This window comes from Pseudomonas sp. J380, from assembly GCF_009827115.1.
Taxonomy (GTDB): Bacteria; Pseudomonadota; Gammaproteobacteria; order Pseudomonadales; family Pseudomonadaceae; genus Aquipseudomonas; species Aquipseudomonas paracarnis.
The window spans coordinates 570,406-584,917 of sequence record NZ_CP043060.1; the positions used below are offsets into that span (position 1 = coordinate 570,406).

The 14,512-nt window shown below is 62.9% G+C and carries 11 protein-coding genes; 7 read left to right on the forward strand and 4 right to left on the reverse strand.

Going from position 1 to position 14,512, the window contains the following annotated elements:
• Positions 1–14: 14 nt before the first annotated feature.
• Positions 15–1,598 (reverse strand): rhodanese-related sulfurtransferase, encoded by a 1,584-nt coding sequence (locus tag FXO12_RS02750; RefSeq protein ID WP_057974865.1) that lies wholly within the window; start codon positions 1,596–1,598, stop codon positions 15–17.
• Positions 1,595–2,206, reverse strand: a complete 612-nt coding sequence (locus FXO12_RS02755) for a cysteine dioxygenase (RefSeq protein WP_054898673.1) — start codon at positions 2,204–2,206, stop codon at positions 1,595–1,597. Before FXO12_RS02755 ends, FXO12_RS02750 begins: the two co-directional genes overlap by 4 nt.
• A 213-nt stretch (positions 2,207–2,419) precedes the next feature.
• Between FXO12_RS02755 and FXO12_RS02760 the strand changes: the two genes are divergently transcribed.
• Entirely contained in the window at positions 2,420–3,325 is a 906-nt protein-coding gene (locus tag FXO12_RS02760) for a LysR family transcriptional regulator (RefSeq protein ID WP_032896831.1), read from the forward strand.
• A 727-nt stretch (positions 3,326–4,052) separates the two neighbouring features.
• Here FXO12_RS02760 and FXO12_RS02765 read toward each other — a convergent pair.
• On the reverse strand, positions 4,053–4,838 hold the full coding sequence (locus FXO12_RS02765) for a DeoR/GlpR family DNA-binding transcription regulator (RefSeq protein ID WP_054898675.1): 786 nt from the start codon (positions 4,836–4,838) through the stop codon (positions 4,053–4,055).
• A 120-nt stretch (positions 4,839–4,958) separates the two neighbouring features.
• Between FXO12_RS02765 and FXO12_RS02770 the strand changes: the two genes are divergently transcribed.
• Positions 4,959–6,119 carry an alpha-hydroxy acid oxidase gene (locus tag FXO12_RS02770; RefSeq protein WP_057974864.1) on the forward strand — a complete coding sequence of 387 codons (1,161 nt, stop codon included), beginning with the start codon at positions 4,959–4,961 and terminating at the stop codon, positions 6,117–6,119.
• A gap of 192 nt (positions 6,120–6,311) precedes the next feature.
• Here FXO12_RS02770 and FXO12_RS02775 read toward each other — a convergent pair whose 3' ends face one another.
• Entirely contained in the window at positions 6,312–7,238 is a 927-nt protein-coding gene (locus FXO12_RS02775; protein ID WP_054898677.1) for an alpha/beta hydrolase, read from the reverse strand.
• Positions 7,239–7,403: 165 nt separating this feature from the next.
• On the opposite strand from FXO12_RS02775, the gene FXO12_RS02780 reads away from it, so the two are divergent.
• From FXO12_RS02780 to FXO12_RS02800, 5 genes are all read left to right on the forward strand, one after another.
• Positions 7,404–7,991: an NUDIX domain-containing protein gene (locus FXO12_RS02780; RefSeq protein WP_034125680.1), complete on the forward strand. Its 588-nt coding sequence runs from the start codon at positions 7,404–7,406 to the stop codon at positions 7,989–7,991.
• Positions 7,992–8,599: 608 nt separating this feature from the next.
• Entirely contained in the window at positions 8,600–9,217 is a 618-nt protein-coding gene (lexA, locus tag FXO12_RS02785) for a transcriptional repressor LexA (RefSeq protein WP_054917138.1), read from the forward strand.
• The gene (imuA, locus tag FXO12_RS02790; RefSeq protein WP_003191873.1) at positions 9,217–9,831 is read left to right on the forward strand and encodes a translesion DNA synthesis-associated protein ImuA; all 615 of its coding nucleotides are present in this window, start codon (positions 9,217–9,219) and stop codon (positions 9,829–9,831) included. The genes lexA and imuA overlap by 1 nt, the downstream gene beginning before the upstream one ends.
• A gap of 7 nt (positions 9,832–9,838) precedes the next feature.
• A complete protein-coding gene (locus tag FXO12_RS02795) occupies positions 9,839–11,254 on the forward strand; it encodes a DNA polymerase Y family protein (RefSeq protein ID WP_057974863.1) in 1,416 nt (471 codons plus the stop codon).
• Between the two features lie 157 nt (positions 11,255–11,411).
• The gene (locus FXO12_RS02800) at positions 11,412–14,483 is read left to right on the forward strand and encodes an error-prone DNA polymerase (RefSeq protein ID WP_057974862.1); all 3,072 of its coding nucleotides are present in this window, start codon (positions 11,412–11,414) and stop codon (positions 14,481–14,483) included.
• The last annotated feature ends 29 nt before the right edge of the window (positions 14,484–14,512 follow it).

The window sequence follows — 14,512 nt, forward strand, 5'->3', positions numbered from 1 at the left end:
GATGCAGCTGTGAATCAGATCACGTAGAAGCCATGGGTGCCGTCGCGGGCCAGTTGCTCCACGAGGCCGAACTCCCAATCCAGGTAAGCCTGCATGGCTTCCCGTGGGTTGTCGGTGCCTTCGTAAGGGCGGCGGTAGCGGTCGATACGCGGGGAAGCCAGGTGGCTTTCGCCTGACTCAAGGGGCAGTTGCGCATGGATCCAGCCAGCCGTGCCGTCCTGCAGCAAAAAGACCGGCTTGCCGGTGAGGGCCTCGACTTCCGGCACGGCCAGGCGCGCCAGTTGGCTGCTGCCGCAGGTCAACACATAGCGCTGGGCGCTCGGTACCTTGCTCAGGGCCTCGGGCAGTTGCGCGCGCAGCACCCACCAGGCGCCGGGGATATGACGTTTCACGTAGTTGGCGCTGGCGGTGAAGTCCAGCACCTGCGTGTCGCCATGGCTGAGCCAGTCGGCAAGGGTGTGGGGGCTGATCAGTTCGGCCTGGGGCGGTGGCGGCACGGGTGCGACCCATGCACCGCGTTCGCTGAAGTGCGTGGCTTGCAGGTCGTCCAGCACCGAGACCTGCCAGCCCAACTGGGCCAGCCATGACGCGGACATATTGGCGCGCACGCCGTCGTCGTCCACCAGTACCAGGCGCGCACCGCGCACACTGGCAACGTGGTCGGTCTCCTGCACCAGTTGCCCGCCCGGAGTGGCGCGGGCGCCCGGCAGGTGGCCGGCTTCGAATTCTTCTACGGTGCGCACATCGAACAGGTAGGTGGTGCGGGTCGCGTCCTGTTGCCAGCGCTGCAGGTCATTGAGCGTTGCACGTTTTACCCCGGCTTTGTCGGCAACACCACGTGCCTTTTGGGCGGCGAGCTGGCGATGGTTTTCCGAGGTCGGCGCAAAGCGGCGCGCCTGGCCATGGGCGAGGGTCTGCCCGGCCAAGGTCCAGCCGATGGTGCCGTTGCGCAGGGCTGCCACCGGGTTGGGGAGGCCGGCGTTGATCAACGACTGGGTGCCGATAATGCTGCGGGTGCGCCCGGCGCAATTGACGATAATGCGCGTAGACGGATCGGGCGCCAGCTCACGGGCGCGCAATACCAACTCGGCTCCCGGCACGCTGATGCCGGTGGGGATGCTCATGGTCTGGTATTCGTCGAAACGGCGCGCATCGAGCACCACCACATCGGCCTGGCTGTCGAGCAGGGCCTGGACCTCTTCGGCGGCCAGGGACGGCGTGTGACGCTGGTTCTCTACCAGTTCGCCAAACGCCTTGCTGGGTACATTGACGTCGATAAACAGCTCGCCACCGGCCCGGCGCCAACCGTCCAGCCCACCCTCCAGCAGGCTGACCTGGGTGTAGCCCAGTGCAACCAGGCGTTCGGCGGCGCGGTGGGCCAGCCCTTCGCCGTTGTCGTACAGGGTGACCTGGGTATCGCGGCGTGGAATGCGCGCGTACACCTCCAGTTCCAGCTTGGACAAGGGGATATTCGCGGCGAACAGAGGATGGGCCTCGGCAAAGGGGGCTTCCTCACGCACGTCGATCAGCGCGACTTCTTCACGTGCCAACAGGGCCTGGCGAATCTGCGCAAAGCTGCGGGTCGATAGGGTGGTCATAGGGCAGGGCTCTTTTCTTTGGACAGGTCCCAGATGTTCGGGAGATAGGCGTTGGAATAACCGGAGATAAACAGTTTCTCGCTGCCGTCGGGTTGATACACCGCCCGACGCACCGCACCGATATTGGCGCCGTATACATGGATGCTGATGGACACCTGATCGCCGTGGGCATTGCTGACCTGGTGGATATCGCCGACCTTGGGCGACACTGCCTCGACCTGGCCCGGCAGCAATTGCACGGGTTCGCCTCGCGCTATCAGGCTGGCGCCCGGCGCCCGGGCAAACCCCTGGGAAACCTCCGCCCCGCGCAACATGCCGATCAGCCCCCACACCCTGTGGTCATGAATCGGCGTGCGTTGCCCTGGCCCCCATACAAAGCTGACCACGCTGAACCGCTGGCGCGAATCGGCATGCAGCAAAAATTGCTGGTAGCGCTCGGGGTCGGGCTGGGCGAACTCATCGGGCAGCCAATCATCGTGGCTGACCAGTTGCGCCAGCAGCTTGCCGCCACGGTGCAGCAGGTCGCCTTCACGCGGGTTGCCGTCGATCAATTCCGCCAGGGCGCCTATGAAGGCTCTGAGTCTCTCGGGGTGTCGGGCCTGGGTCATGACCATTCCATCGGGCTGTTGGTATGCATTTATCTAAGCATAATGTTTATTTTTAATATGCTATTTTTTAATGATTAGCTTATAGCCGGAGGTAATTTAGAACCGGTTTGAATAGTGTTAGACGTTATTGATCACTGGCTGGGCTATCCAGACCTGTGTGCGGCCACTATGCTTCACGCACATCTTAATGACTGATCTGTATGTGCGGCCCAAATGAAAATTGACGATATCGATGCCTTTGTCGAAGTGATTCGTTGCCAGTCCATCAGCCATGCCGCCGCGTCGTTGCAGCTGACCCAGCCAGCCATCACCCGCCGCGTGCAGAACTTCGAGCAGGCTCTGGGAGTGGAGCTGTTCGACCGCAACACCAAGCCCCTCAAGCCAACGCTGATCGGTACCCGTGTCTATGAGCAATGCCGGTTGATCCTGCGCGAGATGGATGCCCTGCGCGAACTGGTGGCTACCGATGCGCCGCCCACCGGCGTGCTGCGCCTGGGCGTACCGCAGACCATCGGCGATGTGGTGCTGCTGGACGCACTCAAGCACCTGCGCAGCGAATACGCCGACTTGCGCGCCCAAGTTGCCACCGGCTGGGGCAGCCAATTGGTCGGCAAGATCGAACGCGGCGAACTGGATGCGGCGGTGGCGTTGTTCCCCGCGGGCAAGATCTTCCCGGACAACCTGGTCGGTGAGTCCATCGGCAAGATGGAGTTGGTGGTGGTCTGTGCCAAGGCGCAGTTGCCGAAGAAGCCTTGCAAGCTGGCGGACGTGTACCAGAGCGGTTGGATCCTCAACCCGGACGGTTGCGGGTTCCGTGCGGGGTTGCAGCGGACCTTGTCTGACCAGGGCCTGGCGCTGCGGGTGAACCTGGAAACCTTCGGCACCGAACTGCAACTGGGCCTGGTGGCCGACGGCCTCGGCCTTGGCCTGGTGCCGCGTCCGTTGCTGGAACGCAGTGCTCATCGCGAGCACCTGGCGGCGATGCCCCTCAAGGACTTCAAGCCGGTGATGGATTTGTGGCTGATCTATCCGCATTTTCTCGGCAACCTGCAAGGACCGGTGGATGCGTTTGGTCAATGGGTGGCGGATGCTTTGCACAAGATCCGCAGCGCTGCCTGACGCCCTGCCAGCCGACATTTACCTACCTGACACCCCGCAATCCAACTGTGGGAGCTGGCTTGCCTGCGATGACGGGCTGCCAGCCGACATTTACCTACCTGACACCCCGCAATCCAACTGTGGGAGCTGGCTTGCCTGCGATGACGGGCTGCCAGCCGACATTTACCTACCTGACACCCCGCAATCCAACTGTGGGAGCTGGCTTGCCTGCGATAGCGGCCTGACAGCCGATACAGGGTGTCAGACCGAGTACATATCCATTCCTGCGGTAACGGCTACTTAGGGTTCCGCTTTTACAGCGGCTCACTTTTGAAAAGAGCCCAAAAGTAAGCAAAAGGCTCTTGCCCCACCACTCGGCACCTCGCTTAGGCTCGGTGTGCCCGTAATCCGCCAGTGATTTGGGGGGCCGCCGCCACGCGCCATCCATGGCGCGGGGCGGCTAAACCGGCATCCCTGCCGGTTTACCCCCCAAATCCCTGTCGAATTCCGGCCAGCGTGGTTTAACGGGGCGCCTAAGATCAAGATCAAAAGCAGATCAAGAGCAAGAGCAAGAGCAAGAGCAGGAGCGGCTCGCTTCGCATCGTGGTTACCGTCTCCAGATGGCCGGCTTGCCCTTTTTGTAGGAGCGAGCTTGCTCGCGAAAAACGCTCAGGCGCCGCGTTCATTCAGGAAACACGCGTTATTGTTGACGTTTTCGCGAGCAAGCTCGCTCTACACAGGGTTTGCATCACTGCACGTCCACCCGCTGCACCTGCAACCCCAACTGTTCATATGCTTGCACCTCCGGCGCGTCCCACTCGGTAATCAGCGTATGAATACGGCTGCAAGGCGCCACCACAAAGGGTTCCACCGCGCCGAGCTTGTCTGAGGTGGTCACGGCGATGACGTGGGACGCGCTGTCGAGCAAGGCTTGCTTGACGGCGACTTCACCAAAATGCAGCGAGGTGATGCCCACTTGCGGATGCAGTGCGCAAACCCCGGTGAACAACAGGTCGGCCTTGACGCTCTGGATCAGCCGCACCGCGTCATGGCCGCCGGTGGAGAGCGTGGCGGGGTTGAGTTGGCCGCCGGCCAGGATCACTTTTATATGCGGATGGTCGGCCAGGGCGATGGCGATCATGGGGGATGGCGTGACCACGGTCAGGTGCAGTGCATGGGGCAAGCACTGTGCGATCTGCAAGGTGGTGGAGCCAGAATCGAACAGCACGATCTGGCCGTCTTCAACCCGCTCCGCCGCCACGCGAGCGAGGTGGCGCTTGACCTCGTTGGTTTCCCCGACACGGGTAAAGAAATCCTTGCCGGTGTCCTTGGGTCGGGGCAGGGCGCCGCCATGTACGCGTTGCAACAGGCCTGCGGCAGCGAGTTCGCCGAGGTCGCGGCGGATGGTGTCCTGGGACACGGCAAAATGCTCGACCAACTCGGAGGCAGTGACCTTGCCGTCGCGTTCCAGCAACAACAAGATCTTCTGTTTGCGCAGGGAAGGCAGGTCGATGGCTTGATGAGTGTTATGCATGTTTGTGCGCTTTATTGCGGGTTTGTGCGAGATTAATCGCCGGCCCATCTAAACGCAACGGCTGGTTGCCCACGCTCCTGCCGGTTACTCTCTGTGTTCAGTTCAGGGAGAGGTGACCCGATGCCGTTGATCACAACCATCGAAGACTTACGCAAGCTGGCGCAAAAACGTGTCCCCCGCATGTTCTACGACTACGCCGATTCCGGCTCCTGGACTGAGAGCACCTACCGCGCCAACGAAACTGATTTTGCGCGTATCAAGTTCCGCCAACGGGTGGCGCGCAATATCGACGAGCGTTCGATCCGCGCCAGCATGATCGGCCAGGACATGGCCATGCCTGTGGCGTTGGCGCCGACTGGCCTGGCGGGCATGCAGCACGCCGATGGCGAAATCCTCACTGCCCGTGCCGCTGCTGCGTTCGGGCTGCGCTACACCTTGTCGACCATGAGTATCTGTTCGCTGGAAGACATCGCCGAGCATGTCGGCCAGCCGTTCTGGTTCCAGTTGTATGTGATGCGCGACCGCAGTTTTATCGAGCAGTTGATCGAGCGCGCCAAGGCGGCCGGGGTGGATGCATTGGTGCTGACCCTGGATTTGCAGATTCTGGGGCAGCGCCACAAGGACTTGATCAATGGTTTGTCCGCGCCGCCCAAGCTGACCCTGCCGAACATTCTCAACATGATCACCAAGCCGCGCTGGGTGATGGGCATGCTGGGTACCCAGCGGCGTGGTTTTGGCAATATCGTCGGGCATGTGAAGGGCGTGGCCGACATGAGTTCGCTGTCGTCGTGGACCGCCCAGCAATTTGACCCGCGCCTGAGCTGGGACGATGTGGCGTGGATCAAGCGGTGCTGGGGCGGCAAGCTGATCATCAAGGGCATTCTCGATGTGGAGGATGCGCGCTTGGCAGCCGATTGCGGTGCCGATGCGTTGGTGGTGAGTAACCACGGTGGCCGCCAGCTTGATGGCGCGCCGTCGAGCATCAGCCAATTGCCGGCGATTGTCGAGGCCGTGGGCAACCGCATTGAAGTGTGGCTCGACGGCGGTATTCGTTCCGGCCAGGACGTGCTCAAGGCCATGGCGCTGGGCGCCAAGGGCACCATGATTGGCCGCCCGCACTTGTATGGGCTAGGGGCTATGGGCGAGGCGGGCGTGACCAAGGCCCTCGATATCATCGCCCGCGAACTGGATGTGTCGATGGCGCTCTGTGGCTATAAGGATATACGCGAAGTGAATCGCGAAATCCTGTTGCCCGGTACCTTTCCTGGAAGCACGGCTTGAGCAAAAAAAACGTAAAAATATAAAAAGAGTTGTCCACGAAAACCGTGGGTATCTCTGTGGATAACTTTGCGAAGGCCCGGCAGCGTTGGCGATTTCAGCGAAGGTCATTATTTGATCAACTTGTATTTCGGGCCAACATGGCCAGGGTTTGCGCTTGACAGCCAAGCGCTAACCCAGTGCCGAAAAGCGTATTTATGAGGCGTTATCGCGGCCTGTGGAGTGTGTTACCACCTGAGCCGGCATCTTCGTGCGCATCAGGTTTTCCAGCGCCTGGCCATAGCTGCGTCCGGCGAGGTTCATGCTGTTGTTATGGCTGGCACCTGGCACCAGCAACAGGTGTTTGGGTTGCTGGGCGGCTTCGAATAACTGCTGGCTGAAGCGCGGCGGCACGTAGCGGTCGTCGAGGCCGTGGACCACCAGCAGCGGCATGTGGATGTCGGCAATCTTGTCGATGGAATCGAACTTCTGCGACAGCAACCAGCGTACCGGCAATGAGGTGTTGGCAACGGCCGTGGCGACATCCGCCAGGGAGGTGAACGTGGACTCGATCACCAGCCCACGCACCGGCAATGGCACCTGCTTGCCCAACTCGGCAGCGAGGTCGATGGCGACCGCGCCACCCAGGGAGTGCCCGTAGATCAGGCGTTTGCCGGGGTCTGGTTGCAGGGTCTGGAAACGCTCCCAGGCAATGCGTGCGTCCTCGTACACCGTGGCTTCCGAGGGCAGGTCGCCCTGGCTTTGGCCAAAGCCGCGATAGTCGATGGCCAGGACCGAAAAGCCCAGGGCATGCAGTTGCTCGATGCGAAACAATTGGCCCGTGAGGTTCCAGCGTACCCCGTGCAGGTAGAGGATGGCGGGCGCGTCTTTGTTGGCTGCCGGGTACCACCAGCCATGAATGTTCTGCCCTGCTTTGAAACTGGCGGGCGTGAGTTCGAATTCCTGCACCGCCTTGGGCAGGCCGGTGTACCAGCCGGCGGTTCCCGGCTCGATGCGAAACACAAGTTCGCGCTCCTTGTGTTGCAACACGGCGCAGCCGACCGGCAGGCCGACAATCAACACGGCCATGCACAGCCAGACAAGCCAGCGCAGGCCCCGGCGGGGCATAGAAACAGAAGACATGAAGGTTCCAGAACAAAGATGAAGCACGGGTTTTACCAGATGGCCTGGGCGGGTAGGCATTAATGCGACGGCCGTGACGGATGAAAGTGTTACAGCATTGAACAATCCTCGCGCGGGTTGATAGGGTGGACGGCTCGAACCTGCCCTACCTGCAAAGGCCCGCACATGAACAACAGCCCCGTGCGCATCACCGCCGAAGAAACCCTCTCGGACAACTGGTACCTGCTGAAGAAATACAGCTTCGACCTGCGCCGTCGCGACGGCAGTTGGCAAGCCCAGACCCGCGAGGTGTATGACCGGGGCAACGGTGCGACCATCCTGTTGTACAACCGTGAGCAACGCACAGTCTTGCTGATTCGCCAGTTCCGCATGCCCACTTTCGTCAACGATTACCCCGGCTACCTGATTGAAGCGGCGGCCGGTTTGCTCGATAACGCCAGCGCCGAAGAACGCATCCGCCTGGAGGCCGAGGAAGAGACCGGCTATCGCGTCGGGCATGTTGAGAAAATCTACGCGGCGTTCATGAGCCCGGGATCTGTGACGGAGCGGATTCACTTTTTTATCGGTGAATACCAGCCAGGCGACCGAGTGGGAGCGGGCGGAGGCCTGGAAGAAGAGGGCGAGGATATCGAGGTACTGGAGCTGGGCTTTGAGCAGGCACTGGCGATGGTGCAGAGCGGGGAGATTGTGGATGGCAAGACGATTATGTTGTTGCAGCATCTGGAGCTGCGGATGTTGAAAGAGGGGTGGTGAGGTATGCCTTCATGTGCATAGGTATCTACACAACTTTGGCACGACGCTGAATCTGTGGCGAGGGAGCTTGCTCCCGTGACGGCCTGGCAGCCGACACAGATATAACTGATGCCCCGCGATCCAATGTGGGAGCTGGCTTGCCTGCGATGGCGGCCTTCTGGTCGACCATTTAGTTGGGTTGGAATGCGTACATATCCATTCCTGCGGTAACGGCCACCTAGGGTTCCGCTCTTACAGCGGCTCACTTTTGAAAAGCGCAAAAGTAAGCAAAACGCTCTTGCCCCACCACTCGGCACCTCGCTTAGGCTCGGTGTGCCCGTAATCCGCCAGTGATTTGGGGGGCCGCCGCCACGCGCCATCCATGGCGCGGGGCGGCTAAACCGGCATCCCTGCCGGTTTACCCCCCAAATCCCTGTCGAATTCCGGCCAGCGTGGTTTAACGGGGCGCCTAAGATCAAAAGCAGATCAAGATCAAGATCAAGAGCGGCTCGCTTCGCATCGTTTTAACCGTTGAGCTTACAGACTTAAGTAGATACCTATGCCTTCATGTGGGAGCTGGCAATTAGCAGACTGACGGTTATTGTCAGAAATTTCCCACAGGAGTACAAATGTACTCCATGACAAACCTGACTCCCCGCCGCACCGCCATCCTGACCTTCATTCGCGAGCGCATCGCGCAACAAGGCCAGCCTCCCAGCCTCGCCGAGATCGCCGAGGCGTTCGGCTTCGCCTCGCGCAGCGTCGCCCGCAAGCATGTGGTGGCGCTGACCGAAGCTGGGTTTATCGAGGTCAACCCCAACCAGGCCCGTGGCATTCGCTTGCTCAATCAACCTGCGCGTCCCGAGTGGCTGGATGTACCGGTGCTCGGTCGTGTGGCGGCCGGTCGGCCGATTGGCGCCGATGCCGAGGTGCACAGCCGCTTGCAACTGGACCCCGCCACTTTCGCCAAAACCCCCGATTACCTGCTGCGGGTGCAGGGCGATTCGATGATTGAAGATGGCATTCTCGATGGCGACCTGGTGGGCGTGCGCCGCAGTGCCGAAGCCTTGAACGGGCAGATTGTGGTGGCGCGCCTGGACGGCGACGTCACCATCAAGCGTTTCGAGCGCAGTGGCGACAGGGTTCGCCTGTTGCCGCGCAACCCGGCCTATCAACCCATCGTGGTCGGGCCCGAGCAGGACCTGGCCATCGAAGGCGTGTTCTGCGGCCTGGTGAGGCAAGGCTGATGGGCGCCGTGGTTGCCCTGGACTCGCTGTTCAATGGCGGGCGAGTCTGGAAGGGCCGGCCCGCCGCGCCCCCGGCCAGCGTGCACCCCACGGGGCTGGCGGCGCTGGATGCGGTGCTGCCCAGTGGCGGCTGGCCGGAATCGGCCTTGAGTGAAATCCTGATGGCCCAGGACGGGGTGGGCGAGTTGCAACTGGTGCTGCCTACCCTGGCGCGCCTGTCGGCCTTGGGCGAGCGCATTGTGCTGGTGGCGCCGCCCTATACCCCCTATCCCCATGCGTGGCAGAACGCCGGGGTGGATGTGCGCCAGCTGTCCATCATCCGGGCCGAGGAGCGTGACGCGTTGTGGGCGGTGGAGCAATGCCTGCGTTCTGGCAGTTGCGGGGCGGTGTTGTGTTGGCCGCGCAAGGCCGATGATCGTGCCTTGCGGCGTTTGCAGGTGGCGGCCGAAACCGGGCAGACCCTGGCGTTTGCCTGGCGCTCCCTGAGCGAGGCGATCAATGCCTCGCCTGCCGCCCTGCGCCTGGCGGTCGAGGCCAGGCCCGCGCAAGTGCGGGTGCTCAAGTGCCGTGGCGGGCTGGCCCATCCGGCGCCAATTGCCCTGGCGGGGCATTGAGGTTGCCATGCGTTGGGTGTGTATTGTCTTCCCGCAATTGGCGCTGGACGGGGCACAGCGTGTGCACCCCGAACCCGAGCAGCCGCTGGCGCTGCTGGCCGGCACGCCGCAGCGGCGTGTACTGCAAACCGTCAACGCCGCCGCCCGCGCCTTGGGCCTGCGCCCCGGGCAATCGTTGACGGCGGCCCATGCCCTGGTCAAGCACTTTGCCTGTGTGGAATACGACCCGTTGGAGATCGAGCGCCTGCAGCAGTTTCTGGCCGCCTGGGCCTACCGGTTCAGCTCCCAGGTCAGCCTGTATTACCCACGGGCCTTGTTGTTCGAGATCGAATCGAGCCTGGGCCTGTTCGGCCCCTGGCCGCAACTTGAGGCGCGTTTGCGCAAAGAGCTGACCGAACTTGGCTTTCGTCATCGCATCGTCGCTGCGCCCAACCCGGCGGCGGCGCGGATATTGGCAAACGGCTACGACGGCCTGGCCGTGGCCGATGACAGCGCCCTGATGCAGGCCCTGGCGTCGCTGCCTGTCGACCGTGCAGGCCTTGAACCCCAGGCCGCCACCGCCTTGTCGCGCATGGGCCTGCGCAGCCTGGCCCAGGTGCAGGCCTTGCCCCGGCATACCCTGGCGCGACGTTTTGACGCCAGCCTGCTCAAGCACCTCGACGCCCTGAGCGGGCAGCGGCCATTGGCCCTGGATTTTTATCAACCGCCCGACCAGTTCGATGCACGCATCGAGTTGAATTTCGATGTGCAATCCCACCAGGCGCTGTTGTTCCCCTTGCGGCGTTTGACCGGCGACCTGTCCGCTTTCCTGTGCGGCCGCGACAGTGGCGTGCAGCGCTTTGACCTGCACCTGGAACACGCCCAGGCACAAGACAGCGTGATCAAGGTGGGCCTGCTCAGTGCCGAGCGCGAGCCTTCGATGTTGTTCGAACTGGCCCGTGGGCGCCTGGAGCAGGTACAGGTCACCGCGCCGGTGCGAGGGGTGCGCCTGGTGGCCGAGGACTTGCCGGTGTTCGTGCCGCAACGCCAGGACCTGTTCGACGACCGCCCGCAACAAACCCTGCCGTGGGAACAGTTGCGCGAACGCCTGCGTGCACGCCTGGGGGATGAGGCGGTGCAGGGCCTGCGTTTTCAGGCCGACCATCGCCCCGAATGCGCCTGGCAGGCTGCGACCGACCACCAGGCGTGCCCGAGCTTGAACAAGGTCCGCCGCCCAGGCTGGTTATTGCCGCAACCGACCTTGCTGGCCGAACACGGCGTACAGATCCTGATGGGTCCGGAGCGCATTGAATCGGGCTGGTGGGATGGCGCCGATGTCCGCCGCGACTATTACCTGGTCCAGACCCGCGCCGGCCAGCAGGGTTGGGCCTATCGCACGGTGGGGCAAGGCGATGGGCTGTGGTTGCAAGGGTGGTTTGCATGAGCATCCCCTCAGCTGGAGCGCACTTACTGTGGCGAGCAAGCTTGCTTGCGCTGGGGTGCGTAGCGCCCCCAATAAAAGCCGGAGACTGCTGCGCAGTCAGCGGGAGCAAGCTCCCTCGCCACAGCAAGCTCGCTCCTACAACAGGGGGTGGGGGCGCATGAATTATGCCGAGCTGCACTGCCTGTCCAATTTCAGCTTCCAGCGTGGTGCCTCCAGTGCGCTGGAGCTTTTCGAGCGCGCCAAGCGCCAAGGCTACAGCGCCCTGGCGATTACCGATGAATGCACGCTGTCAGGCATCGTGCGTGCCTGGCAAGCCGCCAAAGCCGTGGACTTGCCGTTGATTATCGGCAGCGAAATGCACATCGAAAATGGCCCGAAACTGGTGCTGCTGGTGGAGAACCTGAGCGGTTACCAGCACCTGTGCCGGCTGATCACCCTGGCCCGGCGTCGGGCTGAAAAGGGCAGTTATCGCCTGCTACAGGAAGATTTCGAGCAACCGTTGCCCGGCCTGTTGGCGTTGTGGGTGGCGCAAGACCGCGACACCCAGGCCAGCCTCGACTGGCTGCGCCGCACCTTCGACCAGCGCCTGTGGCTGGCGGTACACCTGCACTGTGGGCAGGACGATGCGCGCCATCTGCAACAGCGCTTGCAACTGGCCCACAGCCTGCAAATCCCTGCCGTGGCCTGCGGCGATGTGCATATGCATGCGCGAGGCCGCCGTGCCCTGCAAGACACCATGACCGCCATCCGTCACCACGTGCCGGTGGCCGAAGCTGGCACGCGCCTGCACCCCAATGGCGAACGCCACCTGCGCAGCCTCGACGCGCTGGCGGCGCTGTACCCCCAGGCCTTGCTGGATGAAACCCTCGCCCTCGCGCGGCGCTGCACCTTCGACCTCGGCCAGTTGCGCTATCACTATCCACGCGAGCTGGTACCCGCGGGGCATGACGCCCAATCCTGGCTGCGCACCCTCACCGAAGAAGGCATCGCCCAGCGCTGGCCCGAAGGCATCGACGACAAGACCTTGCAGCAAATCCATCGTGAACTGCAGCTGATCAGCGAGCTGGGTTACGAAAGCTATTTCCTTACGGTGCATGACATCGTGCGTTTCGCCCGCAGCCGTTCGATCCTGTGCCAGGGCCGTGGTTCGGCGGCTAACTCGGCGGTGTGTTTTGCCCTGGGCATCACCGAAATCAACCCGAGCCTTACCAACCTGCTGTTCGAGCGCTTCCTGTCCAAAGAGCGCAACGAGCCGCCGGACATCGACGTGGATTTTGAGCACGAGCGCCGCGAAGAGGTGCTGCAATACGTGTTCCAGCGCTATGGCCGCACCCGTGCAGCCTTGACGGCGGTAGTCAGCAGTTACCACGCCACGGGCGCGGTACGTGATGTGGCCAAGGCCCTCGGGCTGCCGGCGGACCAGATCAACGCCTTGGCCGATTGCTGCGGGCGCTGGAGCGATGAGGCGCCGCCGTTGGAGCGCCTGCGTGAAAGCGGCTTCGACCCGGACAGCCCACTGCTGCGGCGTGTCTTGACGTTGACCCAGCAACTGATCGGTTTTCCGCGGCACCTGTCCCAGCACCCTGGCGGCTTTGTGATCAGCGAATACCCGCTGGACACCCTGGTGCCGGTGGAAAATGCGGCCATGGCCGAGCGCACCATTATCCAGTGGGACAAAGACGACCTCGACGCCGTCGGTTTGCTCAAGGTGGACATCCTTGCCCTGGGCATGCTCAGCGCGATCCGCCGCTGCTTCGATTTGCTGCGCCGACATCGCCACCGGGACTTGAGCCTGGCCACGATTCCCAAGGAAGACCCGGCCACCTACGCCATGATCAGCAAGGCCGACACCATCGGTGTGTTCCAGATCGAGTCGCGGGCGCAGATGTCGATGTTGCCCCGGCTCAAGCCGCAGACGTTTTATGACCTGGTGATCGAGGTTGCCATTGTGCGGCCTGGGCCGATCCAGGGCGGCATGGTGCATCCGTACTTGCGTCGGCGGAACAATGAAGAGCCCACAACCTATCCCTCGCCCGCACTGGAGGCCGTATTGAAACGCACCCTGGGCATCCCGCTGTTCCAGGAACAGGTGATGCAAATCGCCATGGTCGCCGCCGACTACAGCCCCGGCGAGGCCGACCAGTTGCGCCGCTCCATGGCCGCCTGGAAACGCCACGGCGGCCTAGAGCCCCATCAGCAGCGCCTGCGCACCGGCATGCTGAAGAATGGCTACACCGAAGCCTTTGCCGCGCAGATTTTCGAGCAGATCAAAGGCTTTGGCAGCTATGGTTTCCCGGAGTCCCACGCCGCCAGTTTCGCCTTGCTGACCTATGCCAGTTGCTGGCTCAAATGCCATGAGCCGGCGGCCTTCGCCTGCGCCCTGATCAACAGCTGGCCCATGGGCTTCTACAGCCCGGACCAGATCCTGCAGGACGCCCGGCGCCATCGCTTGCAGATCCGCCCGGTGGATGTGCAGGCCAGCGACTGGGAATGCAGCCTGGAGCCCATCGACGGCCAGCAACCGGCGATTCGCCTGGGCTTGCGCATGATCTCGGGGTTTCGCGAGGACGACGGGCGGCGTATCGAAGCGGCGAGGCAGCAGCGGCGGTTCAACGACATCGCTGACCTGGACGCGCGCGCCGGGCTGGATACGCGTGCCCAGGCGCTGTTGGCGGATGCCGGGGCCTTGCGCGCCCTGGCCGGCAACCGCCATCAGGCGCGCTGGGACGTGGCCGGTGTGCATCAGCAACTGGGCTTGTTTGCCGGCCTGCCGAGCCCCGATGAAACGCGGGTGGCATTACCCGAGCCCACGGTAGGCGAAGATTTGCACGCCGATTACGCCACCCTCGGTACGACCCTGGGGCCCCATCCCCTGGCACTATTGCGCGCCGAGTTACGCCGGCGCCGCTGCCGCAGTTCCCAGGAGTTGCTGACGGTGGAACATGGGCGCAACGTGAGCATCGCCGGGCTGGTCACTGGCCGCCAGCGCCCAGGCACGGCGAGCGGCGTGACCTTTGTCACCCTGGAGGATGAGTTCGGCAACCTCAATGTGGTGGTCTGGCGCGACCTGGCCGAGCGTCAGCGCCAGGCGCTGGTGGGCTCGCGTTTGCTCAAGGTGGACGGCCGTTGGGAGGCGGTAGGTGAGGTGCGGCATTTGATCGCGGGGCGCCTCACCGATTTGACGCCGTTGCTGGATGGAATGGTGGTGCGCAGCCGGGATTTTCATTGAGTTCCAGGGGTTTGTGCATTCCTCTGTGT